This window comes from Roseibium marinum (assembly GCF_002906165.1).
GTDB classification, from domain to species: Bacteria; Pseudomonadota; Alphaproteobacteria; order Rhizobiales; family Stappiaceae; genus Roseibium; species Roseibium marinum.
This window is the reverse complement of sequence record NZ_PPCN01000006.1, coordinates 161,052-187,614: the sequence shown is the minus strand read 5'-3', so window position 1 is coordinate 187,614 and position 26,563 is coordinate 161,052. Positions and strand designations below refer to the sequence as shown.

Here is a 26,563-nt window from a genome sequence, read left to right as displayed (position 1 = left end):
ATCCGGGTCCCTGTTGACGACAGTTGGGATCACTCGTCAAACAGGGGGATCACCTCGGAGATGGCCGTGTCCTTGTATTTGGATCCGGGGAACACCGAACCGATTTCGAACTCCAGCCATGCGGCCTCCACAGGTGCGTCGAAGACATAGCGCTCGGCGTCCATCGTGTCGCTCAGGCTGAGGGTCCGGCTCGTGCCGTCGGACAGGGTGATGTTGGCGGTCCTTATGCGGGCGTTCTTGTGAAAGATGTCCTGGTTCTTGGCGTAACCGTTGACGATTTCAAAGCCCTGGAGCCATCTCGGCCGGTCAAAGGCTAACAGGACCTTTTCCCCTGACCCATCTCCGGAAACGCCCTCGACCCAGGCGGTCGAAGTCTCGCCATCGAGCAGGTTGCCCGGGCCGTAACGGTTGCCGTATTGCGGGTCGAGTACGGAACTGGCGCAGACCTGCAAGGCGCCGCTTCCCGAGCGCGCCGGGCTGCAACTTGTCGCCGCGTACTCCGGCAGGGGATTGTGACGGGTCGCCGCCAGGCTCTCGGTCCTCTTGCTTTCCGACCCCGTGTCCCCCGGGGTGTTCGCCGGTGTATATACGGCAACGGACTGCGGGCCGTCCTGCGACTTTCCGCCGAAATAGAATTCGCCGATGAGGGCCTCGTTCAGCCAGGGAAGCTGGCGTTCGCCCGTCGATGAGTAGACGCTTTCCCGCACGCGGCCCATCAGATGGCGGACTTCCAGATCGGGCGTGCCGATAAGACGGGCCAGCGCTTCGGTGAAGGGGCTGTTGGAACCCGATCCGTCCAGCGCGACATCGCCGGGCGAGGTGGCAAAGGCAATCATCATGCCCGCCGCGTTGGCTTCCAGCCGGGCCAGGCCGTTTGTGGTCCCCCGTGACAGGGAGCGCGGCAGGGGATTGTTGCGGCAAGCATCCAGGAAGACCAGCTTCAACCGCGCCCCCGAAACGTCCATGATTTCCAGAAGGTCGTCGGCCTTGACCGCCTGGCCCGGCAGGTCCGTCGAGGCCAGAATGTCCGCATCCACCGGCAACAGCCAGTTGCGGCCGTTCACCTGGACGCCGTGGCCGGCGTAAAATACCAGGGCGACGTCCGCTCCTTGCGCCCTGCGCCCGAACCGGGTGAGGCCGTCATGGAAGTCCCGGCGGTCGCCATCGATAATCCGGACAACGTCAAAGCCGAGCCCGGTGAGTTTGCCTGCGATCAGGTTGGCGTCATTCGAAGGGTTCGCCAGCGCGGGCATCGATCGGTAAGCGCCGTTGCCGATGACCAGTGCGACCTTGCCGGCCGCAATCGCGGCCGAAGGCAGGGAAAACAGCAATGCCATCAACCAGCAGCGGTTCACAATTTGAAAAATGAAATTCATTTGAGGTCTCCAGCAATGCGCCAAGAAAACCTTCTGGCACCGGTTAAGGCAAGAGACATTTGCTTTGTAGTGGTCTCGAAGACTGAAATCATGCCGGAGACTTGGGCCAATTAACGCCGGTTTCCGGCCGCCTCGATGCTAGTAAAGATTGCAAAAAATCAGAAATGCAAGTAAAGTTCATGGATTGCTGATTAAGACCTCCATTTAATTTCTTCTGGGAGGGAAAGATGTCTGGTTTACATAATCCGAATTTACCAAACGGGCTGCCGTCGGCGGCCGGCTCTGCATTGAATTCTAAGCTGATTTCCGAACGGCAGATGCTGGCAGGCGTGTTCGTCGGGCTTTTTCTCGTCGTACTTGGCACCACGATCCTGTTCATGGGCCGCAATCAGGTCGCTTCGTCTTTGACAATTTGTGTGGGCTTCGGCATCGTTTTGGCGATGTTCGGAACGCAGGTCTCCGGACGCTGGGCGGGCTGGTCGGCCACGGGAGCCGGCGCAACCGCAGTCTTGCTCTTTCTGGTTCTCCAGCAATTCACTGACGTTCCGGTTCCCAATGACTTTATCAAGGGAAGCCTGGAAGGAGATTTTTCAAAGGTCGCGGACCTGCGGATAATCGATGAGCATCCGATGTATGTCTACAGAGACCGCTCCACCTCGACGATCCGGTTTTTGAATGTCGGCAGGGATCTGAAGAGCCGCCGGGTCAGGATGCAGGTCGATACCATCGAGAAAAATTCCGGAAGAGAATTTTACCAGCTTTATGCGAATTCGGATTTGTTCGAAGAGCGCATGCTCGGCCACATCTCGTCCGGAGACGAGTTTCTGCAGTTGACATTTGATTACGAAAACCGGGTGGTCATGGATGGTGAAGTCGTGCTGTTCGAGGAAAGAGACACGCTCGCAAGGGATTCTTCTCCCAAGGCACCGCAGTCAGCGGATTTTAGCCTTTTCGGGATATCCGCGCGGGCCGAAGCAGCTGCTGTAGGTCCGGAAAACCTCGATCTGAACCCAACGGAAATAGGAACACTGATAGACGACCTGAAAAGCGAGGAAATCTACCGGCGGCGAAACGCCCGCGATCTGTTGGTCAGGGCAGGTCCGTCCGCCGTCAATCAACTGACCGATGCCTTCGTGGCAGCAAGCGGCGGGAGCGTGGACGACTACCGCATCCGGGTTGGCGTGACGTATATACTTTCGGAAATGCTGCGGACCGACGAGACCCTGAGAACCGATATCTCGAATGAACTGACAACCGACGAATTTCCGTATTTTGTCGAGGCTGCAGCCGATGAGGACAAGACCATCCGTTACCAGGCGGCGGAGTTCCTGTATTTGCTGGAAGACCCCCGCTCTGTCTCGTCCAGCCTGGACGCTGTGAAAGAAAGCAGCAGCAGGTCCGTGGACAATCAGGTGTTGATACTGAGGGAATCGGCCAAAGGGCTCGATGTTCAGCGGCAGGACATGATCATCGAGGAATTGAGCAGAAGCGACCGCTATAAGACGCTCGATTCACCCACCAGTGCGCTGAGAAACATTTTCAAATGGTGAAGTCCGGATTCCGATTCAGGTTCCGGGTACTTTTCTGCCCGTGCGCATCACGGGGCCACCGCTGACGTGCTTGGGACGTTCGCTCTTCGGCGCACCGGCGGTGACCGGGCGGTCCGCATAACGGCCGAGGGCCCTGTGGCGGTCATACATGACGATGGCGCCCGCCATGGCGACGTTGATGCAGAATTTGGTCGGGATCTTCACGACATGGTCGCAGCGCTCCAGCATCTGCGGCGACAGGGAGCCGCGCTCTGGACCGAGCACATAGGCCGCCTGCAACGGATGGCCGAAGCTCGGCAGGTCAATCGACTCCTCGGTGAGCTCGATGCCGACAAGCTGGCAGCCCGCGGGCAGGTCCATGGTCTCGACGCTGTCCCAGGTGAAAACCGGCAGATGGCCGGGGCTCTTGGAGGTGTCGGAAGGCGGTGCCTTGCGGAGTTTGCGGTCGGCATCGACGGTGAAAAAGAAATTCGCACCGAAGGCATGGGCGGAGCGCATCAGCGTACCGAGGTTCATCCGTTTGGAGAGGCCTTCCGCCCCGACCGCAAAATATCCGCGCATTCTCTCATTCCATTGTTTTTCTTCAGAAAGCCTCATACCGGAAAGTCGGCGGTGCTGAAAGGTCCGCCGCGGAAATGTCCGCCGCGTTCAACCCGGACCTTATCCGGAAAGCCAATATCTGCGGTGGGTGGGCATTGATAACCTGACTGCCCTGCCGCTGCTTCAAGAGGTCGCCGTGAAAGCCTGTCTTTGCAAATCCCCGGGTCCGGCTTCGGATCTCGTCGTCGAGGATATATCCGAGCCGGTGGCAGGGCCAGGCGAGACGGTTGTTCGGGTGAAGGCCTGTGCCCTGAACTTTTTCGATACGCTGATCATTCAGGGAAAGTATCAGTTCAAGCCGGACCTGCCGTTTTCGCCGGGCGCCGAATTCGCCGGGATCGTCGAATCGGTTGGTGAAGGCGTGACGGAGCTGTCTCCCGGCGACCGGGTCATGGGCTATATGCGCTGGGGGGCGGCCCGGGAAAAGGTCGCCGTGCGCGCGGACGATCTCGTGCGGCTGCCGGAGGACGTTTCCTTCGAAACCGCCGCCGGTCTCACGGTCACCTACGGCACGACGCTGCATGCCTATCGCGACAGGGCGGGCCTTCGTGCCGGGGAAACCGTGGCGGTGCTCGGGGCTTCCGGCGGCGTCGGCCAGGCGGCGGTCGAGATTGCCGCGATCATGGGGGCGAAGGTGATTGCCTGCGCGTCGTCCGAAGAGAAACTGGCTTTCGCGCAATCGCTCGGCGCCCACCATACAGTCGACTATTCCAGGCAGAACCTGAAAGACACGCTGAAGGAGCTGACCGGCGGCAAGGGCGTGGATGTGGTCTACGATCCCGTCGGCGGCGACCTGTCGGAGCAGGCGTTGAGAGCAACGGCCTGGGAAGGCCGTTTCCTGGTGGTCGGATTTGCATCCGGCGATATTCCGAAAATTCCGCTGAACCTGCCGCTGCTCAAGGGCTGCGACATACGCGGCGTCTTCTGGGGCGAGGCATTGAACCGGGATCCGGACGGTCATCGGAAAAACATGGCGCAATTGCTGGACTGGGTGCGGGAGGGCAAGCTGAAACCGCATGTCCACGCGGTCTATCCGCTGGAACAGGTTGCCGCAGCTCTGGAGGAAATCGCCGCCCGCCGGGTGCGCGGCAAGGTGATCGTCACGCCCTGAGGTGGATACGGACCGGCCTGGGGATCAGACCGAGAATTCCGCGATCACCGGCGCGTGGTCCGACGGTTTTTCCCAGCCGCGGGCGTCGCGCAGGACGGTCGTGCCCTTGATATGTGGCGCAAGCGGCGCCGAGACCCAGACATGGTCGAGACGGCGGCCCTTGTCGGCCTGCGACCAGTCCTTCGCCCGGTAGCTCCACCAGGTGTAGAGCTTTTCGTCCAGCGGCGTGAACTGGCGCATGGCGTCCAGCCAGCCGCCGGACTTGCGGATCTCTTCCAGCAGCTCGGTTTCCACCGGAGTATGGGAGACCACTTTCAGCAGCTTCTTGTGGGACCAGACGTCGTGCTCGAAGGGCGCGACGTTGAGGTCGCCGACGAGAACGGCCGGCCTGGACGTTTCCTCGTCCTTGAGCCAGCCCTGCATCTCCGCCATGAAATCGAGCTTGTGGCCGAATTTCGGATTGATCGTGCGGTCCGGCTCGTCGCCGCCGGCGGGCACATAGAAATTGTGCACGCGCAGGCTGGCGCCGTTGAAGGGAATATCCACCGCAATATGGCGGCTGTCGCCCATGTCGCAGAAACCGCGTTTTTCGACGTTGCTCAAGGGCAGCCTGGAGAGCGTCGCCACGCCGTGATAGCCCTTCTGGCCGTTGATGGCCATGTGCTCATAGCCGGCCTTGCGGAAGGCGTTTTCCGGGAAATTGGCGTCCGGACACTTGGTTTCCTGAAGGCAGATCACATCCGGCGCGGTTTCCTCGATCAGCTGCTCCACAATCGGCATGCGCAGGCGCACGGAGTTGATGTTCCAGGTGACGAGCTTGAGACGGTCGGTCATGAGGTCCTTGCCGGGGAGATTTGCAATTTTCCAAGTCATACGGATTCGGCCGGGGAGTGCAACGGATTTCAGTCTTCGCGAGTGTCTTCCGCTGCCTTGCCGCTTTCGCCGGCAAGACGCAAGGCCTGCTGGGTGAGCGCCGGGCCCAGAAGCTCGAACACCACCGTCGATCCGATGGCCACGGTCAGAATCTCGTACCGGAATTGCGGAAGTGTTTCCGCCGCGACAAGGGCCATGCCGAGCGCGACCCCCGCCTGGGGAAGAAGAGACAGGCCGTAGAGATAGCTGTCTCTTGTCCCGGGGGAGCCGGTGAGCCTGCCGCCGAGCCAGCCGCCGAGCAGGCGTCCGGCGATCCGCAGCAGAACGTAGCCGGTTCCCAGCGCGCCGAGTTCGACAAGCAGGTCCACCTGCAGCGACGCGCCGGCCAGGACGAAGAAGAAGATCATGAACGGCCATTCGATATGTTCGATCTCGTGAAACGGCCGGGAATGGTGGCGGCCGGAATTGACCACCATGGCGCCGCAGGCAATGCCGGCCAGGAGAAAGGACAGGTCGAGCCACAAGGCCAGTCCCGCGGTCAGGAAGACGATCCCGAGGGCTTCGGCGAGCGTCGGATCGCCGGACCTCAGGCGTCCCGACAGGAAACCGCCGGGCAGACCGATGGCGACGCCGAGGAGGATCGATCCGATGACTTCCCAGATAGCGTGGTAAAGCGCGCCGGTACCGGCGGTGCCCAGGAATGTCTGCGCCGCGGTCAGGCAGATCGCGAACACCAGAATGCCCCATATGTCGTCGAGCGCCACAATGCCGGACAGGATGGTGGTGAACGGCCCCTCCGCCCGATCCTGACGGATGACGTCGTTTGTCGCCGCCGGGTCGGTCGCCGTTGCAAGGGCGGCCAGGATCAGGGCAAGAGCAACCGGAAATCCCATCGCCGACAGGCCGGCGAAAACAATCACGGCCGTAACCGCCACGGCGCACGCGGAGATGATGGCGACGGACCGGCCGCTGTTTTTCAGATGTACCTTCGACAGCTTGCCGCCCAAGAGGAACGCCACCATCGAAAGCGCCAGCACCGACAGGGTGTCATAGAGCCCGGTGAGGCTGAGAGGGAGCAGGTCGAGAAATGCCGGCCCGGCGGCAAGGCCGCACAGGATCAGAAGGGTCACCCGCGGCAGCCGGGTCCTGTGGCCGATTTCGTCTGCCAGCATGCCGGTCAGCAGCAGAGCGCCCACGGCCATCAGTATGTAGGCGGTTTCCATAACGCGTTCATGAGGCCTTTTGCCGGCCACGTCTTTGATTGGCCGCAATCAGATCTATTGACTCCACAGGAAAAATTGAATCGCTAAATAATTAACTAGATATCCAGGTTTAAATTTTGTTAACCTATGATTCGTAAGATGATTTTGCGAATCATAGGCGGTGATAGTTCTGTGTTGCGCTGCAGTTTAAGGTTGACTTCGGAAAAGTTTCAACTAGCGTGATTTACGCTCACCAATGTGTGGAGGCCGAGTTGAAGCATTCAGACGACGTGAATGAGGCGATTGCGTATTCCAAAAAAACAGGATTGCCAATCGATCTAAACTTCGCGGAGCTTTTCGTTAAGAGCGCGAAAGATTTACTTAGTATTGCAGAAGACGGTGAGTTATTTTCTAGTTATTCTGAAAAAAATCAATCAAAAAATTTAGAACATAACCGGTAGCGTTCAAAGCTTCCATCGTAGCTAACGCTATGCTAGATATTAGTCCGAATAAGATTATTAATCTTAGGGTAGGATTTTCTTTATTTAGAGTTCTTTGTGCTTTTGGTGATATTTCGACCAAAAAACCAGCTAACAATTTTGATATATCTGCTTTTATTCTAAATTCTCGAATTTTTTTCTTCATTTCTTCATGGTGTGGCTGATCAACAGCGTCTTCAACAAGTTCGTCAAGGTATTTTTTGTAGTGCGAATCGATGGATATAATGTTTTTCATAGTAGATTCAACGGCTTCACTTTTCTCTTTAAGGGTGTTAAAATTTCTGTCATTAATACTTCTCAAATATTCAGGTTTGTAAGTTGAGAGAATACGATCCGACAAAATAAGCAATATAATTGATAAGACTATCGTTGAATTTTTCTCGATATTTGATTGCCAATCTTCAGAATTTTTAAAAGCGTTCACCAAAAAGGGTGCGGCATAGGTTACATAAAGCGATCTGGGCCCAATTGTATTTCTAAATTTTTCAATACTGTTCCAGCTCGGAACAAAATTTGAAAATATTTCATTGTAACTCATCTGCTTTCGCTCGCTAGGTACAATCGAGCAGCTCGTCGAACTACTTTACTTATTTCATTTTGACGTATTTTTTTAAAAGATTTATCACTTTTTTTAGTTTCTAAATACCAATTTTCAACAACGGGCCTAATTAATTTCTTTGTTTGTTTAAATTTTTCGACTTTAGCGCTCATGTTAATTGTCCCTTTTTGTATATTTAGAACATTACTTTTGGGGCGTTCCTTTATTTAAAGAGCTATTTGGGCAATTTAAGTCGCTGATTGCTTGAATAATTGCAGCTGCGAATTCTTCATTGTTTTCATCTGAAATAAGTCTATGAGTTACGCGTTCTTGCCTAACATGATTGACTAAATTTCGGACACGGATTTCGCCATCTTTGTCAACACACATATCAATATCGCCCTCCAATACAACCATAAGGTTAATAGGTAAATGCGTTTTGAAACAATTGTCAACGACGTTTTTAACGGGAAATTCGTCTGATTATTGGGGTGGGGCAATCAATTAAACTCAAAACTATTTTCGCTCTATGTAGTTAATATGAGCGATATGTCGAGTGAGATAGGAACTTGTCTTTGATCGGCCACGTCTTTGATCGGCCGCAATCGCGCCCTAATCAGCGCTCCTGGCACAAATGGACAGGTGCCTTTGCCGGGAAAAAGCGGTTTTGTCCACGCTCCGTTAGGAAATCACAGGCATTTTGAGCCGTTAAACAAGCTTTTCTTAACCTTGTCGAGGACGCTGTGCTGCCCCTGATAAAGACGTTTTGTTCAATCGTTGGATTTATATTTCTAGGCTCCTGTTCGGCTTACGACTTTCCCGACCCGACTCCGGAGGACTTTGCCGTCCACGGTATCGATATCTCGCGCTGGCAGGGGGATATCGATTGGCACAGGGCCAAACAGTCCGGTGTCGCCTTCGCCTGGATCAAGGCGACGGAAGGCGGCGACCATGTGGATCCGCGCTTCGTCGAAAACTGGGTTACCGCCCGCCAGGCCGGGATGCCGCGCGGCGCCTATCACTTTTATTATTTCTGCCGGCCGGTCGAGGAACAGATTGCCTGGGTCAAGGAAATCGTTCCCGTCGATCCGCAGGCACTGCCCCTGGTTCTGGACATGGAATGGAACGCCCATTCCAAGACTTGCCGGACGAGGCCCGAACGGCCGCAGGTCATTCGCGACATGAAGATCTTTCTGGACGAAATGGAAAAGCACTATGGCAAGCGGCCGGTGATTTACTCCTCCGTCGATTTCCACCGCGACCGGCTTGTCGGCGCGCTGAAGGGCGAGCACTTCTGGCTGCGCTCCGTCGCCACCTATCCGAACAACATCTACGAGCAGCGCGAAGACTGGGTATTCTGGCAGTATACGGCGGAAGGGTCCGTGCCCGGCATTCGCGGCGAGGTTGACCGGAACGCGTTTTTCGGTACCAAGTCGCAATTTCGCGATTGGCTGAACGGCAAGCTCAAACGCTGATAACGCTGATCCGGCTTAGCGAACCGTGATCTGGTGGGCAATGTTCCTGCCGTCGCTGACGGTGACCTGCGTGAAACCGATCAACTTGCAGAAATCGAGAAAATTCAGTTCCTGCGGCTGGTTGGAGCGTGCGAAAAGTTCCGTTGAGCGCGCCATGGATGTCAGCGAAGCCAGCAGGGCGCGCAGCCGGTACAGCGTGTCGTACTGACCGTCGCCGGTCGCGACTATGATCAGTTTTTCAAGTTCGGCGCCCTTCGCAAAGAGATGGTAGCCGATAACGCGGTTGCGCTCTTCATGCTGGCCGGCCAGACCGATCACGAACGCGGCCCGCGACTTCTTGCCGGTATCCGGCGCCGGGGCGAGCTCGGAGACATAGACTTCCCGCGTTTGAGGCACCGGATAATAATATCCCGCATGGGCGTCGAAAGCGGCAGCCGGAAAGGTGATGACGGTGAGCCCCAGCACCGACGCGGCAAAAAGGGCCGCGATCACTTGAATTCGTTGCATGCTACTTTGCCCCGTAACCTTTCCCGTTTCATATCAATGAAAACCGTTTCCGGTCCGGGAAACGCTTCGCATCCGGCCCCATCAAGCCGCGAACGCAAGCCGGACGCAAGCCAGGTGAGCAATCATGTGGGGGAAGACAGGTGGGAGAAACAATGCAGCGCTATATTTTCGCCACGTTGTATACTCACTTCTTGGTGGTGTCGGGGCGCAGGTTTTCGGAGTTTTGAATATGTTGATCCGCTTGTCGCTGGCGTTGGTCGCGGTGGCCATGACGGCCCTGCCGGCAGCCGCCCAGTCTCGTCCGGCGATCGCCTATACGACCGCCAATCTCAACATGCGCGCCGGTCCCGGCACCAACTACCCGGTCATCACAACCGTGCCGCGTGGCGGCGGCGTGACGGTTTTCGGCTGTACCGCCGATTTCAAATGGTGCGATGCCGCCTTCACCAACGCGAAGGGCTGGGTTTCGGGAAAATATCTCAGCTATGGCGGCGACGGCATCTATTATGGCCGTCCGATCCCGAATGCCGGCGTCTATATAGGCGTGCCGCGCTATGAACGGAACTATCCGATCTACGGCCGTCCGCCGGTCGTGGTGCAGCCGGTGCGCCCGGCTCCCTACAGGCCGCGCTATCCGGGTTATCCGCCGCGCTATTTCGAACATCAGGTTTATTAGCAGCGAGTGCCTGCCGATTTATTGCGCGGGTTTCGGGGCTGCCATAACCAGCGACCAGAACACCTTGTGCTTGGCATTGGGCGCATAGGCGGTCGCGATGCCGAGCCTGGTGGCGTCCTTGCTGAGCAGCACCTCGTTGTGTTTCGGCGACTCCCTCCAGCCTGAGAAGGCTTCCGCGAACGTGCGGTAGCCCGCGCTGACATTTTCGGAGGCGGCCGTTTTCGGTTCGCCGATGGAGGTCATGCGCGTGGCGAGCTGCTGGCCGGGCTCAAGGGAGGCTTTGACTGACCCGGCGGCGGCCATGGCGTCGGCCTGCGACGCAGCGATCGCGGACAGCCGCGGATCTGGCGTGACCGGGGCAAGACCGTTGTTGATCCGGTATTGGGAAATCATCTGCGCGGCGGTGGCGGCATCCACCTGTCCGTCAACCCGCGCAAGGTCCTGATAGAAGGACGGTGTCTGTATGCGATCGCCCGTGCAGGCGGCTGCGGCAAGCGCCAGCGCACCGGCTGCCGCGAGGGTCAAGGATCGATAACCGATAGGATTGTCAGCCAAGGTCTGGAATTTCCCGCTTTTATCAGGGACATGATTCGCCCCGCCGGAAAGGTGATGGGACGACAAGTAAGCAGAATTGCGGCGATCCGGTGAAAGTGGCGATCAAGCCCCCGGTGTATCGTCTTTCGAAAAAATCTCCGGCGATCCTTGATCGGGGAAAAGATTCGTAACATATAAAGTAACGTGATGTGCGACGACATTCTTTCGCGGCACTTGTGCAACTGACCCAATCAGGGCGGCCAGGGGAAACCTCCATGACGTCATTTTCGAACCCCGTCTCGGTGTCAGGATATGCGCAACGGACGGCGCGGCTCGTGCCGGGCCTCACGGATCTGCATCGGATGACGGCGCTTTTATTGGCCGAACGGTCTCCCGAAGAGGCACGCATCCTGGTTCTGGGCGCCGGTGGCGGGCTCGAACTGAAAGCCTTCGCAGGGATGTATCCGAATTGGCGTTTTTGCGGTGTGGATCCATCGACGGAAATGCTGGATCAGGCGCGGACCGAACTCGGGACCCTTGCTGCGCGGGTGCAGCTTCTGAACGGATATATCGAAAACGCGCCGGAAGATCCCTTCGACGGTGCGGTCTGTCTTCTCACCCTTCATTTCCTGCCTGAGGAAGAGCGTTTGCGGACACTGCGCGAGATACACCGCCGCCTGAAGCCCGGCGCGGCCTTCGTTGCCGCGCATCATAGTTTTCCCAACGATGCTGCGGGCAAGGACAGGTGGCTCGCCCGCTATGCGGCCTTCGCGGCGGCATCGGGCATGCCCGGCATGCAGAGCGAAAACGGCATCGCGGCCATGAAGGAGCGGTTGCCGGTTCTCCCGCCTGAAGAGGACGCCGCCCTGCTGCGCGAGGCGGGCTTTTCCGACGTCGAACTGTTCTATTGCGCTTTCACGTTCAAGGGCTGGGTCGGCTACGCGAATTAGCCGCAAATGCCGTCCTTCACCGGCTCAAGAGCGCCGGGGCGGGACCTTTCAAACAAATGACCAGCCCGCCGGAGCGGGCTGGTCCGGCTGCAGGACAGCCTTTCGGGAGCTTTTGAGCATCCGTTACCGCAATGAGGGGACTATCCCCGGGGTCAACGGTTGGCGGCCTCCATGACATCCTCGAAGGTGCGCAGGCCGGTGGTCGGCGCGCAGACCAGGACAGACATGTTGCCCGGCGCATGTTCGTTCTTCCACATCTTGGTATGCGCCTTGGGGATCTGGTCCCAGGGGAAGACTTCGGACATGTAAGGGTCGATCCGCCGCTCGATCATCAGCTTGTTGGCGGCCGAAGCCTGCTTCAAATGGGCGAAATGGGAGCCTTGCAGCCGCTTCTGGTGCATCCACATGTAGCGGACGTCGAAGGTGCAGTTGAAACCGGAAGTGCCCGCGCAGATCACGACCATGCCGCCCTTCTTGCAGATGAAGGTCGAGACCGGGAACGTCGCCTCGCCTGGATGCTCGAAGACGATGTCGACATTGTTGCCCTTGCCGGTGATGTCCCAGATCGCCTTGCCGAACTTGCGGACTTCCTTGAACCATTCGGCATATTCGGTGGAATTGACCTTCGGAAGCTGACCCCAGCAGTTGAAGTCCTTGCGATTGATCACGCCCTTGGCGCCAAGATCGAGGACGAACTGGCGCTTGTCCTCGTCGGAAATCACGCCGACGGCATTGGCGCCGGCGGCGGTGATGAGCTGGATGGCGTAGGAGCCCAGACCTCCGGAAGCCCCCCAGACCAGAACGTTCTGGCCCGGTTTCAGCTCATGCGGGTGATGGCCGAACAGCATGCGGTAGGCGGTGGCGAGCGTCAGCGTGTAGCAGGCGCTTTCCTCCCAGGTCAGGTGCTTCGGCCGCGGCATGAGCTGCTGGGCCTGCACGCGGGTGAACTGCGAGAAGGAACCGTCCGGCGTCTCGTAGCCCCAGATGCGCTGGGACGTGGAGAACATCGGGTCGCCGCCGTTGCATTCCTCGTCGTCGCCGTCGTCCTGATTGCAGTGCACGACGACCTCGTCGCCGACCTTCCAGCGCTTGACCCGGTCGCCGACCGCCCAGACGATGCCGGCGGCGTCCGATCCGGCGATGTGATAGGGCGCGCCATGGCCGTCGAACGGGCTGATCGGCTCACCGAGACCGGCCCAGATGCCGTTGTAGTTGACGCCGGCGGCCATCACGAGAACCAGAACCTCGTGGCTGTCGAGCTCCCAGGTCGGCACGACCTCGAGCTGCATGGCCTGTTCCGGCGGGCCGTGACGCTCGCGCCGGATGGCCCAGGCATACATGTTCTTCGGAACGTGGCCGAGAGGCGGGATCTCACCGATTTCATAAAGGTCTTTCACCGGAGCGTCCTCACGTGTTCGGTTGTCATTGGTTCCGGCTGCTGCTGTCATTCTGCTCCCCCTCCCAGGGCTGTTGTCGGCCGCACTCCTTCGCAAGTGCACAAGGCTCTGCCGGGCTTGAACCCGGTTTTGCGCAACTATTGTTCAAAATAGCTCTACACTCTATACGACTATTGCTTAACTTGCGTTTTGACTCCAAGCATATTTTGCATTGCACATTAGGGGTTTCGCAGTTGTGCAAACTCCGGCACACTTTCGCCTGAAGGTGAGGAACCGGCTCAAAGGGTGCGCTGAAACACAAAAAAACAGGCCGCAGAAGGCCTTAGGAGGAGGAGCGGCATGAGTTCAGAAGGTGGCAGCGGTACGGGACGGGACCGTCCCTGGATTTTCAGGACCTATGCGGGCCATTCGACCGCCGCTGAATCGAACAAGCTCTACCGTGGTAATCTTGCCAAGGGTCAGACCGGCCTGTCGGTGGCTTTCGACCTGCCGACGCAGACCGGTTACGATCCGGACGATCTTCTGGCGCGCGGCGAAGTGGGCAAGGTCGGCGTGCCGGTGGCGCATCTGGGCGACATGCGCGCCCTGTTTCACGAGATCCCGCTGGAGCGCATGAACACGTCCATGACGATCAATGCGACCGCGCCCTGGCTGCTATCGCTGTACATCGCCGCGGCGGACGAGCAGGGCGCCGACCGCAAACTGCTTTCCGGCACGACCCAGAACGACATCATCAAGGAATATCTGTCTCGCGGCACCTATGTGTTCCCGCCCGCGCCGTCCCTGCGGCTGACGACGGACGTGATCGCCTGGACCTATTCCAACATGCCGAAATGGAATCCGATGAATGTCTGCTCCTACCACTTGCAGGAAGCGGGCGCGACACCGGTGCAGGAGTTGTCCTTCGCGCTGGCGACAGCGGTCGCCATCCTGGATTCCATGAAGGCGAGCGGCGCCATTCCGGAAGAGGATTTCCCGAAGGCGGTGGGGCGGATTTCGTTCTTCGTCAATGCGGGCATGCGTTTCATCACCGAGCTGTGCAAGATGCGCGCCTTCACCGAATTGTGGGACGAGATCTGCCAGGAGCGCTACGGCGTCGAGGACGAGCGCTATCGCCGTTTCCGCTACGGGGTTCAGGTGAATTCGCTGGGTCTGACCGAACAGCAGCCGGAAAACAATGTCTACCGTATCCTGATCGAAATGCTCGCCGTGGTGCTATCCAGGAACGCCCGCGCCCGCGCCGTGCAATTGCCGGCCTGGAACGAGGCGCTGGGCCTGCCCCGGCCGTTCGATCAGCAGTGGTCGCTGAGGATGCAGCAGATCGTCGCCTATGAGACCGATCTTCTGGAATACGGCGATATTTTCGAGGGCTCTTCGGAAATCACCAGAAAGGTCGAGGCCCTCAAGGCGGAGGCGCGCGAGGAACTCGGCCGGATAGACGCCATGGGAGGCGCCGTCGCGGCCGTCGATTCCAGCTACATGAAGCGCCAGCTCGTGGAAGCCAATTCGGCGCGGCTGGCTGCTATCGAAGCCGGAGAGCAGGTCGTCGTCGGCGTCAACCGATGGACCGATAGCGAGCCTTCGCCGCTTTCCGGCGGAGAGGACGGCGCGATCCTGACCGTGGCGGAACACGTGGAAGAAGAAGCGGTCGGCAAGCTCAAGGCCTGGCGGCAAGCGCGCGATGCAACGGCGGTCGCGGCAGCGCTCACCGGGCTGGAAAGCGCCGCGCGGGAAGGCCGCAATATCATGGAACCGTCCATCGCGGCGGCGAAGGCCGGGGTCACCACCGGCGAATGGGGCCGCGTCCTGCGCGAGGTCTTCGGCGAATACCGAGCTCCCACGGGCGTCGGACAGGCGGTGCGCAACGATGCGGGCGATCTGGCGGCGGTTCGCAGCGAGGTTGAAGCGGTCAGCGGCAGGTTGGGCCGGCGGTTGAAATTCCTGGTCGGCAAACCCGGTCTCGACGGGCATTCCAACGGTGCGGAGCAGATCGCCGTCAGGGCGCGCGACTGCGGTATGGAGGTCGTCTATGAAGGCATCCGCCTGACGCCTGCGCAGATCGTCAACGCGGCGGTGGAGGAGGATGTGCACGTCATCGGGCTGTCCATCCTGTCCGGCTCGCATCTGGCGCTTGTGGGCGACGTGATGGACCGTCTGCGGGCGGCCGGCGCGAACGATATCCCGGTCGTCGTCGGCGGCATTATTCCCGATGAAGATGCCGGCCGGCTGAAGGCGATGGGCGTCGCGGCGGTGTATACGCCGAAGGATTTCCAGCTTACCGATATCATGGCGGACGTGGTGAGGATCGTCGGAAGCAAAGCCGAGCAAGCGGCCTAAGGTACAGACCTGACCTCAAAGCACTTGTTCGGATCTCCGGAACAGCTTTGAGAACGTATCGCGCTCCTGGTTTGCTTCCGCAACCTTATGCATCTGCTGTCTCCGCCCGACCGCTTTCCTGATCCGGCGCGGTTTTTTCTTCCCCAAAACAAAGGGTTAACCTTCTGTAAAGCTTTGTTAACCCTTTGTTGAGAGACTGGAAGGGTTCCGCCAGAAGGCGGCAATTCTGTGAAGGCCAGGAGGCCGGAATGGCGACGATCGAAAGGCCGCTCTCGGCCCAAGTCGTGGCGCATGCGACAGAGTATCCAGCGGATCGGGACGGTGAGGGAACCGGCCACGAGCGCAGAAAAAAGAGTGACTCCGCAGAGCGCCAGGAACCCGATACCGGACAGTCCGATGACAGTCCGGCTGTTCTCATCGACTCACATCACACAGTGAACCACACGCTGGACGGTGTTGCCGCCTACCGGGCAACAGCCTTGCAGGTGCTTGAGCCCGGCATAGACCACGGGCCTGTGAATCCGCTTCGCGGTCCGGTCGACCGGCTTCCGGCAGGCAATGTCCGTCACGCCTATGAAGACCACGGCGAAGATGAAGCGCCGCACGAGATAAATGTGGCCACCTGACTTATGGGTGGTATTGCGTCACTTCGCACAGCCGGTTTTCCGTCTCCGAAAGTCCTTGGCGCGCAGGGTGCTAACCCTTATCTATGGCCGTCAGGAAGATCCCGGGCTAGCGCGGGGGATCTTCGGCGCGAATGGAGACAGGCATCTTGAAATTTCCGGCACATCTCTTGGAAGGCTACGGCCGCTATCTGGGCAAGGGCTTCGTCCGTTACAAGGAAACGCATGAGCGTCTCGCGGTTTACGGCCAGACGCCCGAAGTGATGGTGGTTTCCTGCTGCGACAGCCGCGTGACGCCGGAAGGCATCTTCAATGTCGGTCCGGGGGAACTGTTCGTCGTCCGCAATGTCGCCAATCTGGTGCCGCCCTACGAGGACACGGAAGGCCAGCACGGCACCAGCGCGGCAATAGAATTCGCCGTCGAGGGGCTCAAGGTCAAGCATATCGTCGTGATGGGCCACGGCCAGTGCGGCGGGGTGAAGGCCTTCCGCGAAAACGCCAATGCGCCGTTGGCGACCGGCAAGTTCATCGGCCGCTGGATCAAGCTTCTTGAGCCGGCGGCGATCGCCATGGCCTGCATGCCGATCGACAAGGCGGACGATCCGCAGCTCGCGATGGAATATGCCGGGATCCGCCAGTCGCTGAAAAACCTGCTGACCTTTCCCTTCATCGAGCAGGCGGTGCAGCAGGGCGTTCTGGAATTGCACGGGGCCTGGTTCGACATCGGGTCGGGCGAGTTCAGGGTGATGGATCCCGAAACGGGAAAATTCGAACCGGTGCGGCCGGAAGCGAACTTGGGGTGACCGACCTGCCAAGGAAGCCGGATTTGAGTGAAACCTGAATTTCGATTGGTCCGGGTATTCTCAAGACCGATGCTTCGGAGACGCTGGCTCCGGTGCACGCATGCGGATTTGAGAAATGCGGGTCAAGGCCGCTGAAATTCATTGGGGAGAGGCGCTGCGGTTCCCCTGAAGGCGGATTCAAAAAACGCGGCTTCCAGCGCGCTCATATGGCGGAAGAGCTGAGCCAGTTTTTCCTGGGTTTCGTTGGGAAGAACCGGTGCGATCCGGTTCATTTCCTCCTGGATCCAGCTGACAAAGTCTTCAAAACCCTGGACTGCATGAAGATCGATCCATTCCGCGAGGTAGAATGCTCCCGGGCGCGGTTTTTGAGCTTCGCGGCGGCCCCAGGTGAGATAACACCATTCGGCGCAGAGCAGGCAGGTGAGGCCTTCCGCGTAGATGCCCTTGCCGGATGCCGTCAGCAAAAGGTCGGCAAAGGCGCGTGTGACCGGGCCCTGTGCGGCGGTCTCATAGATTTCAGGTGCAACGCCGAGAGCTTTGAAAGAGCGGAAGAAATAGTCGTTTTCCTCCGACGTCAGCAGCGCGAGAAAGGCGGAGAGCCGGGATTTGGATTGCATGGAGGGCGCCTTGGCGACCAGGTAGCCGAGCGTCGAGGCCAGATCGGTGATGAAGGTGTAGTCCTCGATCAGATAACGCGCATAGGCGGCCTCCGGCATCGACCCGTCGCCGATCGCCCGTGTAAAGACATGGTTCGTTGCCTCGGACCAGTAGGGTTCCGCTCTTGCGGCCAGCCAGGCGGTAAAGCGCGCATCGGGCGTGGTTGCCAGGAAATCCTGGAAAGACCCGTCGAACGGTGTGGACATTGGATTGCAGACTCCCTGGACGAAACCGGATGCAGCCCCGATGCAGTATAGAGAAAGTGCACGCCGGGTTTCCACCTTTGCGCAATGCCGCCGCGAACTCTCCCCCATTTTTCCGGTACGGAGAGGGCAGGCATTTACGAAATGCTCTAGGTGGACGCAGACTGCCTTCCGACCACGCGTCTGCGGATCGGCTCCTCGGGTGGGAGGTCGCGTAAAGCGGCGTGGTGCGGGGATTTGATGCAGGTCGGGTCGGTGGCCGCTGCATCGCCGGTCATGGCGAATGCCTGGCAGCGGCAGCCGCCGAAATCGATCTCTTTTCTTTCGCAGGAGCGGCAGGGTTCCGGCATCCAGTCGAAGCCGCGAAAGCGGTTGAAGGCCTCGGAATTTTCCCAGATCTCGCGAAGCGGTTTCTCGCCGACCCTGTGAAAGGCGAGCGACGTGATCGTCTGGGCCGCATGGCAGGGCAGCACGGTGCCGTCAGGAGTGATCATGAACGCATCCGCGGCCCAGCCGCCCATGCAGGGTTTGGGATAATCGGCGTAATAATCGGGCGTGACGAAGTCTATGTTGAGGACGCCGGTCAGCTCCTCGCGCGTTTTTTCCACGTAGTCTACCTGACGCATGACCGCGTCGTAGTCCGGCAGGAGAGCGGCGCGGTTGAGATAGGCCCATCCGTAATACTGGACATTGGCGATTTCCAACCGCTCGGCGCCAAGCTCCAGGGCAAGGGCGACGAAGTCGGGAACTTCATGAATGTTCAGCTTGTGGATCGGCGCATTGACGGTCAGCGGCAGGCCGAGCTCGCGTATCCAGGCCGCCGCCTGACGCTTCTTCTGGTGGGCGTTCTTGTAGTGGCCGACCCGTTCCGTCGTTTCCGCACAGGCTCCCTGAAAACTCACCTGCGCATGGGCGAGGCCGGCCTCGGCGAATGCCTCCAGCCGGTCCCGGGTCAGGGTAACGGCGGCCGTGATGAGATTGGTGTAGACCCCCCGCGCGTCGAGGCAGGCGATGAGCCGCTCCAGGTCCTTGCGCAGGGTGGGCTCGCCGCCGGACAGATGCACCTGAAGAATGCCGAGATCGGCGGCCTGTTCGAAGGTGTCGAGCCAGGCTTGCGTGTCCAGCTCCCGGTTCGCCTTGAGCAGTTCGACCGGATTGGAGCAATAACCGCATTGCAGCGGGCAGCGGTGGGTCAGTTCCGCGAGCATGCCAAGCGGCGGGCCGACTGCGGGTCCTGCGGTCGGGGCGGTCATTTTGTCTCCTCGCAGCGGAGCAGGAGGCGGTCGCACCATTCCTGCAGGAAGGCGAGAACGTCGGGGGCGATCTGCTCGGCCGGCGCATCGTAATCTTCGGCAAGGCCGCCGACGATATCGGAGACGGTGGCCGCACCCGTGCAGCGGCCGAGAATGTCGGCGCCGATCTCATCCGGCCAGAGCACCTTTTCAGGCGCCAGCACCACCCATTTGCCCCTCAGATCGTCGAACCGCAGGTGGACGTGAGGCGGCACCAGGGGCCGGCTCGCCGATGTGATCACCACCCGGGTTCGAAAAGGTGTCAAAGTCTCACTCCGCATCTGCCGGACGGAAAGCGCCCGGGGCGATCATGCCGGGGTTCACATAGGCGAAATGCAGCGCGTCGAGCATCGCCCAGAGGATGTCGCACTTGGCGAAGAGTGCCTCGACGGCGTCGGCCTGCTTGTCCGGCGTATCGGCCCAAAGGGTGACGAGATCGAGCGCGTGCTCGGCATCGCGCGGGGCCTGATGCAGGCGCGGCTTGAAATAGGCGAGCGTGTCTTCGGTGATGTAGTCGTAGCGGGCGAGCATTGCGGGAACCCGCTCGCCAATGGCGACCGGCGAAAAGAGTTCGGTCAGGGACGAGGCGACGGCAACCAGGAGGGACGAACGGGAGACCAGGTCGATATAGGCCTGGACCGCGAAGCGGGTCGCGGGCAAGGCGTATTTGCGGGACATCACCATGCCGGTATCGAGACCGAGCCCCTCGGCCAGTTTCAGCCAGCGCTTGATGCCGCCGTCCTTTTCCTCGCCGCCGCCGCCGTCGTGATCGACGATGCGCTTGCGCCATTCGCGGCGGAATTCGGGATCCTCCGAGCGCGACAGGATAATGGCATCCTTTTTCGGGATAGCGGCCTGATAGCAATAGCGGTTGAGCGCCCAGGCCTGCATTTGCGCCCTGGTCAGCTCGCCGGCGTTCATCAGCTTGTGAAACGGATGATGGATATGATAGCGGTCGAAACCGGCGGTGCGCAGCGTCTGTTCCAGAGCCGCGGGGGAAAGCAGGCGCCCGGCCTTGCGTATTTCATCGGCCGGTGACAGTTCGACGCCACTTTGATTGCCGGTCTCCGCGACGCTGTGAAAATTCCTGGCCGTTACCGCTTCAGTCATACCGTCAGCTCCATCCCGTCATAGCCGATCTCCCATCCCGCCGCTTCCACCGTTTTCGCGGCTTCCGAGCCGGGATCGAGGATGGGGTTCGTATTGTTGATGTGCACGAAGATCCGGCGGCCGAGATTGACGTCCCTCAGCGCTGCCAGGGTTCCGTTGTCTCCATCGATGGCCATATGGCCCATGCGGGCACCGGTTTTGCTGCCGACGCCGGTATCCGCCATCTCGGTGTCGTGAAAGACCGTGCCGTCGAACAGGAGGCAGGCGCCGCCGTCGATCCGTTTCCGCAGGATATCGTCCACCGCCGCACAGCCGGGAATGTAGAACAGGGTACCATCCGGCTGTGTCTTGCCCCGCGGAACCGATCCCTGTGAGCCTGAGGGTCTAAGGGCAATGCCGATGGTGTCTCCAGGAGCGGTGCCGAAATTTCGGTCCGCCGCGTTTTCCAGAAACAGAGCGACCTTGCCCGAAACCGCGAAGGTCTCGATGCTCAGGCCGAGAGGCCCTTCTGGTCCCTCCAGTTCCGTTATCCCCTCGAGGGGAAGCTCGCGCCGTTCCACCACGTCCGGGTTCAACACCTGAAAGATGCTGTTTTCGGCCAGGGTCTTCAGCACCCGGGCCGTTGCGTAGAGTATGAATGGTTCGCGCTCACGCAGGGACAGGAGCCCGGCGATATGGTCGACATCGGCATTGGTCAGGACAATCGCGCCGATCGGCGTATGCCGGAGAGCTCCGTCCGCCCGGGGCTGCAATTCCGGGGTTGCCGCGATCTGCTCACGTATGTCGGGAGAGGCATTGAAAACAGCCCAGCTTCGGCCGTTCGCGCTCGCTGCGATGCTCGATTGCGTTCGAACGAGAAAGCCGGGCCTTTTTTCACGTACAGCACGGCTGAGCGGGGCGTTGCAGTTCCACTGCGGAAAGCCGCCGCCAGCTGCGGAGCCGAGGACCCTGATTTTCACCGGGTACCTCCCCCTGTGCTATGCTGAATTACTTCTTGCGGCCGCAGGTGCCGATTTCAGCGGGCATGTAGCGCGTGACTTCGAAACCGGCTTCAACGGCGGTCATTGCGGGTTTTTTCCAGGTTTTCATGTCGTATCCTCCTCTGATGGACAAGCAGGTGAAGTCTAGCATTCGCCTTCATTTCGAGCAGGGGCCACTTTGGTCTGTATTTTGAGTGATTCCCTCAACTTGAAATTGTCACCCGTATTTTGATCAAGAATTTGATTGCATGTGTCTTTTCCCTCCGGACCGACCTGTACAAGCGATTTCGCGGCAGACGCTCCGAAAAAGTCGTACCGAAGACCGGGAGCCAATCCCGCCTGGTTGCAGCAATCGCCCTACAGCGTCGAGGCATAGGCTTTGAGAGCCTGCGGCCGGTCCGTCTGAACGAGCCGCACACCATGGGCGACCAGCCGGCCCCATCCCCGGTCGGGATCCTTCACCGAAAGCGTATCGGTCACGTCCGCCGAGGGAACGGCGTCGAGCGTGTTCAGGAACATGTCCGTGCCGCATAGGCGGGCCGCTTTGGCAAAGGGCACGAAGCAGTCCCAGTCGTCGAACAGCGTCTCGACAAGCGGCGTCGGCCTTTGCCGCAGCAACTCGAGACAGGCGGGCAGCGTGCGGGGGCTGAGCCGCAGGATCGGCTTGACCAGTACGCCCGCGCTGGCTTCCAGGGCGTCGATGCGGCGCAGATCCTGTTCGTCCTGCACGAGCATCTTCAGGTTCAAGTGGGACCGGTACGGGTGATCGCGAAGAATGTGGCCGACGGCGTCCATGTCGCGCAGGTGTTTCACGTCGATATCGACATAGATGTTTCCGGCGCTCACACTGAGCAGGTCCTCCAGAAACGCGGGGGCGTGGGAGCTGAAGGCGGCGCCGTCGCCACCGGCTCCGTCCTTCAGGCGAAGGTCGGCCAGGTCCGCGGTGCGCGACCGCGCGACCTGCCCGCTCCGGCCGGTCATGCGCTCGAGCGTGTCGTCATGCAGGCAGATCAGGCCCCCGTCGGCGGTCGTCTGGACGTCGATCTCGACAAAATCATAGCCGTTCCGGATCGCCAGTTCGACAGATGCCAGGGAATTTTCCGGTGCACCGTGCCAGGCGCCGCGGTGGGCGATCACGGCAAGAGGCCAGGTTCGGTCCGCCAGGAATTTCTTCAAAGGCGGCCGGATGCTGGATGATGGTGGGATTGTCATGCTTCTTCTTTTTTCATCGATGGTGACGGGTGCGGCCCCGCGCGGGAGCAGTCTGCACTTTTGGCAGACAGATCCCGCGCGGGGCGCCTTTTTCCTGTGGTGATCAGCGTTCCAGGATCACGTTTTCGACAAAGCTCTCCTCGACCGCCTTGCGGAACGGCTGGGCGGCCCAGGCCTGACGGCTCTTGCGCTGTTCGTTGGAAACCAGGGCGTGGCTGTCATCCGCCTTGGCATGCATCGGCGCGGTGCCGAATTCGCGGTTGAACATGGTCTGGGTTTCCGCGGAAGTCAGCCAGTTGACGAAAACGGCGGCGGCTGCCGGATGCGGGGAGTTTTTCGGAATGGCTACACCGTTGCCACCACCATTCATACCCATTTCGGGAATGTAGAACTTGATTTCGCGGCGCACTTCTCCGCGCTTCTGCAGACCGGCGAGATGGTCTTCCCAGGCCGGAGCCATCCAGAGTTCACCGTCGCTGACGCGAATGATGCTATCGGCGTTGGAAGCTGTGACGACAAAGTTTTCGCCGTTTTCCTTGAAGAAGCCGAAGCCTTCCGAAACCTTCTCGAGCTTTGTGTCGGTCACTTCGCCGTCGGAGAAATCCACGCCGGTCAGGGTGCGCAGGACGTTCTGGTAGAAGGACGGACCGGAGCCGCCCTTTTCGTAGTTGAAGCCGAACTTTTCCGGATGGGCGGACCAGAAGGCGGCGAATTCTTCCGGGGTCTGCGGCAGCTCGCCCTCGGACACATGCGTTGGATCGTAGGCGACGCCGGTCTGGTTGCCCCAATAGGCCAGCAGGTAGTCGCCGCCGTCGATGCCGACGAGTTCAGACACGCGGCCATCGTCTTGCGGCAGCATGGTGAGGGGCGTGAACTGTGACGTGAGATCGACGGTTTCGAAGTCGTTGTAGCCCCAGGCGAAGACGTCGATGTCGCCGGTTTCCCGGCCGCGTTCGGCCATCAGTTTTTCAGCGTTCCCAGCTGCCGTGCCTTCCGGGATGGTGACCTTGATGCCGTATTCGTCCTCGAAGGATTTGGCGGCGCGGCGCAGATCGTCCTGCAGGTACCAGACATACCAGGTGAGTTCGCCTTCGGCCTTGGCCTGGGTGACAATGTCGTCCCAGCTCATGCCGGACAATTCGGCGGATGCGGCGATATTGATCCCTAGCGTCAGGGCGGTGGTGGAAAGAATGAGTGTTTTCATCATGTCGGTCGGTCTCCATTGGCTCGTTTATTCACGTCAGCCCTTGCCAGAGTTCAGCGCCGGATTGGCTGATTTCAGCAGCCGCTCCAGGATGAGCATCAGCAAAACGTTCGGGACGACGAGAATGAGGGACAACACCGCTGCGTTCGGCCGGACAAAATCCTGCCCGAGCGTTCCGTAAAGCAGTGTCGGAATGGTGGTGAAGTCGGGTGAACCGACGACAAAGGCGATCGCGAATTCCTCGATCGACTGGATGAAGACGATCAGGAGAGAAGCGAAGATCCCCGGTTTGAGCGCCGGCAGATAGGCCACTTTCCACCGCGCCCAGGTGCTGGCACCCAGGTCACGGGCGGCATCGACATGATCGGCGCGCACCTGTTCGAAACTGACCGTCAGGATCCGGATCGAATAGGGCATGAAGACGATCGCATGGGCAAACAGGATCGCGCCGAAACGCCAGTGGTGAAGGCCGATCTGGTAGAGCAGCGAGGTGAAGAAGATCGAGGTCACGAAGGGGGGCACGATCAGCGGCAGCAGGGCCAGGATCTTGGCCGCTTCCCTGCCGGGAAAGCGGATGCGACCAAGCGCGAAGGCGGTCGGCATCGACAGCGTCAGCGCGGCGAGGGCGGCCGAGGGAGCAAGAAGGTAGGAGTTGACCAGGGCCGTCTTGAGGGAGGAATTCTCCCACATGTCCCGCCAGCGGTGGAGGGAGATCACGGGTGGCACCAGCCGGTCGGCGGTCCAGGGTTCGGACGGGTCGACCAGCGACCACATGACGGCCATCGTGAAGGGCACGATGAGCCAGATCGCGGTGAGCGAAAGCAGAAGAACCAGCAGTATCCTGTTGAAGCGCTGCGCGGACATCATGCGACCCTCCCGCGCAGGGTCATGCGGGGGAGCGCGGCGAGCAGTACGGAGCCGAGAATGGCGATCCCCATCAGGGTGACGCCAACGACGGCGGCATCGTTCCAGCGACCGCCGCTCTTGTAGAACACCATGAGCTGGGCCAGCGACTGACGGTTTGTCGGCCCGGCGATCACCTGGAAGCTGAAATCGGCCAGCGCGCCGATGAAGATGATGATCAGCGCAGCCTGCATGGCCGAAACGGTGAGCGGCGCGATCACCTTCCTGAAGCGGTCGAAGCCGCCGGCGCCCAGATCCCTTGCCGCATGGAGGACATCGTCGGAGATGGCCTGCACCGCGCCGGTCAGAAGAAGCAGCGCGAAGGGCATGTTCTTCCAGGTTTGCAGGACAATCACGCCGATGGCGTTCCTGTCATTCTGGAGCCGTTTGGGTCCGTCCCAGATCCCGAGGCCCTGCATGAGCTGGTTGAGGACGCCATGATAGGCAATGACGTTGATGAACAGGAACGCGGCGACCAGCCCGTGCACGAGAAGCGGCGCCTTGAGCATTGCGCCGATGGTGAGCGAACCCGGAAAAGGCTTGCGCAGCCAGATGGCCAGCGGATAGGCGAACAGCACGGACAGGAATGCGCTCAGGACACCGATATAGACGGAATAGGCAATCGCCCGGCTGAACACCTTCCGGTCCAGCATCTTCACCCAGAATTCCAGCGAAAAACCGCTTTCGCCGGAAAGATTGTAGAGGCCGAATGACTGGGCGATGGCGATATAGACCGCGACTCCGATGAAGGCGACGATCAGCCCGAGGCCGGGCGTCAGGAGTGCCAGGACGAACAGCCACTTCCTGAGGGTCATGCCACCGCCTCCAGAAGCACGATCTGCTCGGGCTTGAGGGAGAAGGTAATGGTGTCGCCTTCCTGGATGCCGGGCTGTTTCGTCTGTATCCGGCAACCGGTGGCGCCGGTCTCGAGATGCAGGTCGGTGAAATGCCCCTGGAAGGCCCGGTGGGTGACGCGTCCCGACAGGAGGTTCGGTCCGGTCGCTGCCAGGTCGGCATCTTCCGGGCGCCAGCAGACCCTGATCCTCGATCCTTGCGGGGGGATGGTTGATGCGGCCAGCAGCGGTCCGAGCGCGGTGTCGAGTTGGACAAGACCGTTTCCGTCTACGGTTCTGACCTCCGCTTCCAGGACATTGGCGTTGCCTATGAAGTCAGCGACGAAGCTGGTCCGCGGCCGTCCGTAGAGCCGTTCCGGGGTGTCGGATTGTTCGATCCGGCCTCCCTTCATGACGAAGACCCGGTCGGACATGGCCAGTGCCTCGGCCTGATCGTGGGTGACGTAGATCGCGGTCAGTCCGAAATCGCGCTGGATGCGCCGGATTTCGATGCGAACCTGATCGCGCAGCCTGGCGTCCAGGTTGGAGAGCGGTTCGTCGAACAGGATGACACTGGGACGCATGACCAGCGCCCGTCCGAGCGCGACGCGCTGCTGCTGGCCGCCGGAGAGCTGGTTGGGGAGTTTGGCCAGATGGGGGGAAAGGTCGAGCGCGCCGACGACGGCCTCCAGCCGCGTCTCGCGATCCGCGGGTGGAACACGTTTCTGGCGAAGGCCGAATTCCAGGTTTTCCCGTACGGTCAGATGCGGGAACAGCGCATAGGACTGGAAACACAGGGCGGTGTCGCGCTTTTCCGGGGGGGTGCGTGTGACATCTTCTCCCGCCAGATGGATCGTGCCGGCCGTTGGCGCCAGAAAGCCGGAGATCATCCTCAGCAGAGTGGTCTTGCCGCATCCGGAGGGGCCGAGAAGCGTTATGAATTCACCGGTGGCGACCTCGAAACCGACGTCCGCCACCGCGGCGAATCCGTCGAATTCCATCCTCAGATCGTGCGCGCTGATGCCGCCCATCCCCTCACTCCTCCCGTTTGTTTTTTTGCCGTCTCTTATTACTCATCATGAGTATTATTGTTTTTTACTCTTGAAAAGTAATAAAT

28 protein-coding genes are annotated in these 26,563 nt (G+C 59.9%); 8 read left to right on the top strand and 20 right to left on the bottom strand.

Annotation, left to right across the window (positions count from 1 at the left end):
- Positions 1-29: 29 nt before the first annotated feature.
- Entirely contained in the window at positions 30-1,376 is a 1,347-nt protein-coding gene (locus tag CLV41_RS15295; RefSeq protein WP_103223280.1) for an NADase-type glycan-binding domain-containing protein, read from the bottom strand.
- 227 nt (positions 1,377-1,603) lie between these two features.
- Between CLV41_RS15295 and CLV41_RS15290 the strand changes: the two genes are divergently transcribed.
- Entirely contained in the window at positions 1,604-2,926 is a 1,323-nt protein-coding gene (locus CLV41_RS15290) for a hypothetical protein (RefSeq protein ID WP_146048574.1), read from the top strand.
- A gap of 15 nt (positions 2,927-2,941) precedes the next feature.
- Here CLV41_RS15290 and CLV41_RS15285 read toward each other — a convergent pair whose 3' ends face one another.
- Complete coding sequence (locus CLV41_RS15285; RefSeq protein WP_103223278.1) at positions 2,942-3,487, bottom strand: RNA methyltransferase; 546 nt, start codon at positions 3,485-3,487, stop codon at positions 2,942-2,944.
- Positions 3,488-3,662: 175 nt separating this feature from the next.
- On the opposite strand from CLV41_RS15285, the gene CLV41_RS15280 reads away from it, so the two are divergent.
- Positions 3,663-4,637: an NADPH:quinone oxidoreductase family protein gene (locus CLV41_RS15280; protein WP_103223366.1), complete on the top strand. Its 975-nt coding sequence runs from the start codon at positions 3,663-3,665 to the stop codon at positions 4,635-4,637.
- Between the two features lie 24 nt (positions 4,638-4,661).
- On the opposite strand, the gene xth is transcribed toward CLV41_RS15280, so the two are convergent.
- From xth to CLV41_RS27790, 4 genes are all read right to left on the bottom strand, one after another.
- Positions 4,662-5,471, bottom strand: coding sequence for an exodeoxyribonuclease III (xth, locus tag CLV41_RS15275; protein WP_103223365.1), 810 nt, complete (start codon positions 5,469-5,471; stop codon positions 4,662-4,664).
- 68 nt (positions 5,472-5,539) lie between these two features.
- Complete coding sequence (locus tag CLV41_RS15270) at positions 5,540-6,733, bottom strand: cation:proton antiporter (RefSeq protein WP_103223277.1); 1,194 nt, start codon at positions 6,731-6,733, stop codon at positions 5,540-5,542.
- Positions 6,734-7,123: 390 nt separating this feature from the next.
- Positions 7,124-7,750, bottom strand: coding sequence for a demethoxyubiquinone hydroxylase family protein (locus CLV41_RS27570; RefSeq protein WP_146048573.1), 627 nt, complete (start codon positions 7,748-7,750; stop codon positions 7,124-7,126).
- The gene (locus CLV41_RS27790; RefSeq protein ID WP_170107209.1) at positions 7,747-7,923 is read right to left on the bottom strand and encodes a hypothetical protein; all 177 of its coding nucleotides are present in this window, start codon (positions 7,921-7,923) and stop codon (positions 7,747-7,749) included. Before CLV41_RS27790 ends, CLV41_RS27570 begins: the two co-directional genes overlap by 4 nt.
- Positions 7,924-8,493: 570 nt before the next feature.
- On the opposite strand from CLV41_RS27790, the gene CLV41_RS15260 reads away from it, so the two are divergent.
- Entirely contained in the window at positions 8,494-9,225 is a 732-nt protein-coding gene (locus CLV41_RS15260; RefSeq protein WP_103223275.1) for a glycoside hydrolase family 25 protein, read from the top strand.
- A 15-nt stretch (positions 9,226-9,240) separates the two neighbouring features.
- On the opposite strand, the gene CLV41_RS15255 is transcribed toward CLV41_RS15260, so the two are convergent.
- Positions 9,241-9,732, bottom strand: a complete 492-nt coding sequence (locus CLV41_RS15255) for a hypothetical protein (RefSeq protein WP_170107208.1) — start codon at positions 9,730-9,732, stop codon at positions 9,241-9,243.
- Positions 9,733-9,961: 229 nt separating this feature from the next.
- On the opposite strand from CLV41_RS15255, the gene CLV41_RS15250 reads away from it, so the two are divergent.
- Positions 9,962-10,408 (top strand): SH3 domain-containing protein, encoded by a 447-nt coding sequence (locus CLV41_RS15250; RefSeq protein WP_170107207.1) that lies wholly within the window; start codon positions 9,962-9,964, stop codon positions 10,406-10,408.
- An 18-nt stretch (positions 10,409-10,426) separates the two neighbouring features.
- On the opposite strand, the gene CLV41_RS15245 is transcribed toward CLV41_RS15250, so the two are convergent.
- On the bottom strand, positions 10,427-10,963 hold the full coding sequence (locus tag CLV41_RS15245) for a CAP domain-containing protein (RefSeq protein WP_235867142.1): 537 nt from the start codon (positions 10,961-10,963) through the stop codon (positions 10,427-10,429).
- 254 nt (positions 10,964-11,217) lie between these two features.
- On the opposite strand from CLV41_RS15245, the gene CLV41_RS15240 reads away from it, so the two are divergent.
- A complete protein-coding gene (locus CLV41_RS15240) occupies positions 11,218-11,892 on the top strand; it encodes a class I SAM-dependent methyltransferase (RefSeq protein WP_103223273.1) in 675 nt (224 codons plus the stop codon).
- 152 nt (positions 11,893-12,044) lie between these two features.
- Here the strand turns inward: CLV41_RS15240 and ccrA are convergent, their stop codons facing one another.
- Positions 12,045-13,340, bottom strand: a complete 1,296-nt coding sequence (ccrA, locus tag CLV41_RS15235) for a crotonyl-CoA carboxylase/reductase (RefSeq protein WP_103223272.1) — start codon at positions 13,338-13,340, stop codon at positions 12,045-12,047.
- Between the two features lie 288 nt (positions 13,341-13,628).
- Between ccrA and CLV41_RS15230 the strand changes: the two genes are divergently transcribed.
- The 3 genes from CLV41_RS15230 (at position 13,629) to CLV41_RS15220 (ending at position 17,052) form a co-directional block, all read left to right on the top strand.
- Entirely contained in the window at positions 13,629-15,626 is a 1,998-nt protein-coding gene (locus CLV41_RS15230; RefSeq protein ID WP_103223271.1) for a protein meaA, read from the top strand.
- A 248-nt stretch (positions 15,627-15,874) separates the two neighbouring features.
- Positions 15,875-16,252 carry a hypothetical protein gene (locus CLV41_RS15225; protein ID WP_103223270.1) on the top strand — a complete coding sequence of 126 codons (378 nt, stop codon included), beginning with the start codon at positions 15,875-15,877 and terminating at the stop codon, positions 16,250-16,252.
- Positions 16,253-16,395: 143 nt separating this feature from the next.
- The gene (locus CLV41_RS15220; RefSeq protein WP_235867147.1) at positions 16,396-17,052 is read left to right on the top strand and encodes a carbonic anhydrase; all 657 of its coding nucleotides are present in this window, start codon (positions 16,396-16,398) and stop codon (positions 17,050-17,052) included.
- A gap of 122 nt (positions 17,053-17,174) precedes the next feature.
- Here CLV41_RS15220 and CLV41_RS15215 read toward each other — a convergent pair whose 3' ends face one another.
- The 11 genes from CLV41_RS15215 to CLV41_RS15165 all read right to left on the bottom strand — a co-directional run bounded on the left by CLV41_RS15215 (position 17,175) and on the right by CLV41_RS15165 (position 26,477).
- The gene (locus tag CLV41_RS15215) at positions 17,175-17,915 is read right to left on the bottom strand and encodes a TenA family protein (protein WP_103223268.1); all 741 of its coding nucleotides are present in this window, start codon (positions 17,913-17,915) and stop codon (positions 17,175-17,177) included.
- 146 nt (positions 17,916-18,061) lie between these two features.
- Positions 18,062-19,165 carry a pyrroloquinoline quinone biosynthesis protein PqqE gene (pqqE, locus tag CLV41_RS15210; RefSeq protein ID WP_103223267.1) on the bottom strand — a complete coding sequence of 368 codons (1,104 nt, stop codon included), beginning with the start codon at positions 19,163-19,165 and terminating at the stop codon, positions 18,062-18,064.
- A complete protein-coding gene (gene pqqD, locus CLV41_RS15205; protein WP_103223266.1) occupies positions 19,162-19,470 on the bottom strand; it encodes a pyrroloquinoline quinone biosynthesis peptide chaperone PqqD in 309 nt (102 codons plus the stop codon). The genes pqqE and pqqD overlap by 4 nt, the downstream gene beginning before the upstream one ends.
- Before the next feature lie 4 nt (positions 19,471-19,474).
- Positions 19,475-20,314, bottom strand: a complete 840-nt coding sequence (gene pqqC, locus CLV41_RS15200) for a pyrroloquinoline-quinone synthase PqqC (RefSeq protein WP_103223265.1) — start codon at positions 20,312-20,314, stop codon at positions 19,475-19,477.
- Positions 20,311-21,273 carry a pyrroloquinoline quinone biosynthesis protein PqqB gene (gene pqqB, locus CLV41_RS15195; protein ID WP_103223264.1) on the bottom strand — a complete coding sequence of 321 codons (963 nt, stop codon included), beginning with the start codon at positions 21,271-21,273 and terminating at the stop codon, positions 20,311-20,313. Before pqqB ends, pqqC begins: the two co-directional genes overlap by 4 nt.
- A 28-nt stretch (positions 21,274-21,301) precedes the next feature.
- Entirely contained in the window at positions 21,302-21,403 is a 102-nt protein-coding gene (pqqA, locus tag CLV41_RS15190) for a pyrroloquinoline quinone precursor peptide PqqA (RefSeq protein WP_103223263.1), read from the bottom strand.
- Between the two features lie 248 nt (positions 21,404-21,651).
- Positions 21,652-22,506: a glycerophosphodiester phosphodiesterase family protein gene (locus CLV41_RS15185; RefSeq protein WP_103223262.1), complete on the bottom strand. Its 855-nt coding sequence runs from the start codon at positions 22,504-22,506 to the stop codon at positions 21,652-21,654.
- A gap of 103 nt (positions 22,507-22,609) precedes the next feature.
- A complete protein-coding gene (locus tag CLV41_RS15180; RefSeq protein ID WP_103223261.1) occupies positions 22,610-23,713 on the bottom strand; it encodes an extracellular solute-binding protein in 1,104 nt (367 codons plus the stop codon).
- 33 nt (positions 23,714-23,746) lie between these two features.
- Positions 23,747-24,577 (bottom strand): ABC transporter permease, encoded by an 831-nt coding sequence (locus CLV41_RS15175; protein ID WP_208987528.1) that lies wholly within the window; start codon positions 24,575-24,577, stop codon positions 23,747-23,749.
- On the bottom strand, positions 24,574-25,428 hold the full coding sequence (locus CLV41_RS15170; RefSeq protein ID WP_103223260.1) for an ABC transporter permease: 855 nt from the start codon (positions 25,426-25,428) through the stop codon (positions 24,574-24,576). Before CLV41_RS15170 ends, CLV41_RS15175 begins: the two co-directional genes overlap by 4 nt.
- On the bottom strand, positions 25,425-26,477 hold the full coding sequence (locus tag CLV41_RS15165) for an ABC transporter ATP-binding protein (protein ID WP_103223259.1): 1,053 nt from the start codon (positions 26,475-26,477) through the stop codon (positions 25,425-25,427). Before CLV41_RS15165 ends, CLV41_RS15170 begins: the two co-directional genes overlap by 4 nt.
- Positions 26,478-26,563 lie beyond the last annotated feature (86 nt).

Excerpts from the sequence above, each read along its gene's own strand:
- CLV41_RS15230 (WP_103223271.1), top strand. The coding sequence starts at position 13,629 with ATGAGTTCAGAAGGTGGCAGCGGTACGGGACGGGACCGTCCCTGGATT.
- CLV41_RS15185 (WP_103223262.1), bottom strand. The coding sequence starts at position 22,506 with ATGACAATCCCACCATCATCCAGCATCCGGCCGCCTTTGAAGAAATTC.
- pqqC (WP_103223265.1), bottom strand. The coding sequence starts at position 20,314 with ATGACTGAAGCGGTAACGGCCAGGAATTTTCACAGCGTCGCGGAGACC.
- pqqA (WP_103223263.1), bottom strand. The coding sequence starts at position 21,403 with ATGAAAACCTGGAAAAAACCCGCAATGACCGCCGTTGAAGCCGGTTTC.
- CLV41_RS15180 (WP_103223261.1), bottom strand. The coding sequence starts at position 23,713 with ATGATGAAAACACTCATTCTTTCCACCACCGCCCTGACGCTAGGGATC.
- CLV41_RS15250 (WP_170107207.1), top strand. The coding sequence starts at position 9,962 with ATGTTGATCCGCTTGTCGCTGGCGTTGGTCGCGGTGGCCATGACGGCC.
- CLV41_RS15255 (WP_170107208.1), bottom strand. The coding sequence starts at position 9,732 with ATGCAACGAATTCAAGTGATCGCGGCCCTTTTTGCCGCGTCGGTGCTG.
- CLV41_RS15175 (WP_208987528.1), bottom strand. The coding sequence starts at position 24,577 with ATGATGTCCGCGCAGCGCTTCAACAGGATACTGCTGGTTCTTCTGCTT.
- CLV41_RS15215 (WP_103223268.1), bottom strand. The coding sequence starts at position 17,915 with ATGTCCACACCGTTCGACGGGTCTTTCCAGGATTTCCTGGCAACCACG.
- CLV41_RS15270 (WP_103223277.1), bottom strand. The coding sequence starts at position 6,733 with ATGGAAACCGCCTACATACTGATGGCCGTGGGCGCTCTGCTGCTGACC.
- CLV41_RS27570 (WP_146048573.1), bottom strand. The coding sequence starts at position 7,750 with ATGAGTTACAATGAAATATTTTCAAATTTTGTTCCGAGCTGGAACAGT.
- CLV41_RS15285 (WP_103223278.1), bottom strand. The coding sequence starts at position 3,487 with ATGCGCGGATATTTTGCGGTCGGGGCGGAAGGCCTCTCCAAACGGATG.
- CLV41_RS15170 (WP_103223260.1), bottom strand. The coding sequence starts at position 25,428 with ATGACCCTCAGGAAGTGGCTGTTCGTCCTGGCACTCCTGACGCCCGGC.
- ccrA (WP_103223272.1), bottom strand. The coding sequence starts at position 13,340 with ATGACAGCAGCAGCCGGAACCAATGACAACCGAACACGTGAGGACGCT.
- CLV41_RS27790 (WP_170107209.1), bottom strand. The coding sequence starts at position 7,923 with ATGAGCGCTAAAGTCGAAAAATTTAAACAAACAAAGAAATTAATTAGG.
- CLV41_RS15290 (WP_146048574.1), top strand. The coding sequence starts at position 1,604 with ATGTCTGGTTTACATAATCCGAATTTACCAAACGGGCTGCCGTCGGCG.
- CLV41_RS15240 (WP_103223273.1), top strand. The coding sequence starts at position 11,218 with ATGACGTCATTTTCGAACCCCGTCTCGGTGTCAGGATATGCGCAACGG.
- xth (WP_103223365.1), bottom strand. The coding sequence starts at position 5,471 with ATGACCGACCGTCTCAAGCTCGTCACCTGGAACATCAACTCCGTGCGC.
- CLV41_RS15225 (WP_103223270.1), top strand. The coding sequence starts at position 15,875 with ATGGCGACGATCGAAAGGCCGCTCTCGGCCCAAGTCGTGGCGCATGCG.
- pqqE (WP_103223267.1), bottom strand. The coding sequence starts at position 19,165 with ATGACCGCCCCGACCGCAGGACCCGCAGTCGGCCCGCCGCTTGGCATG.
- CLV41_RS15295 (WP_103223280.1), bottom strand. The coding sequence starts at position 1,376 with ATGAATTTCATTTTTCAAATTGTGAACCGCTGCTGGTTGATGGCATTG.
- CLV41_RS15165 (WP_103223259.1), bottom strand. The coding sequence starts at position 26,477 with ATGGGCGGCATCAGCGCGCACGATCTGAGGATGGAATTCGACGGATTC.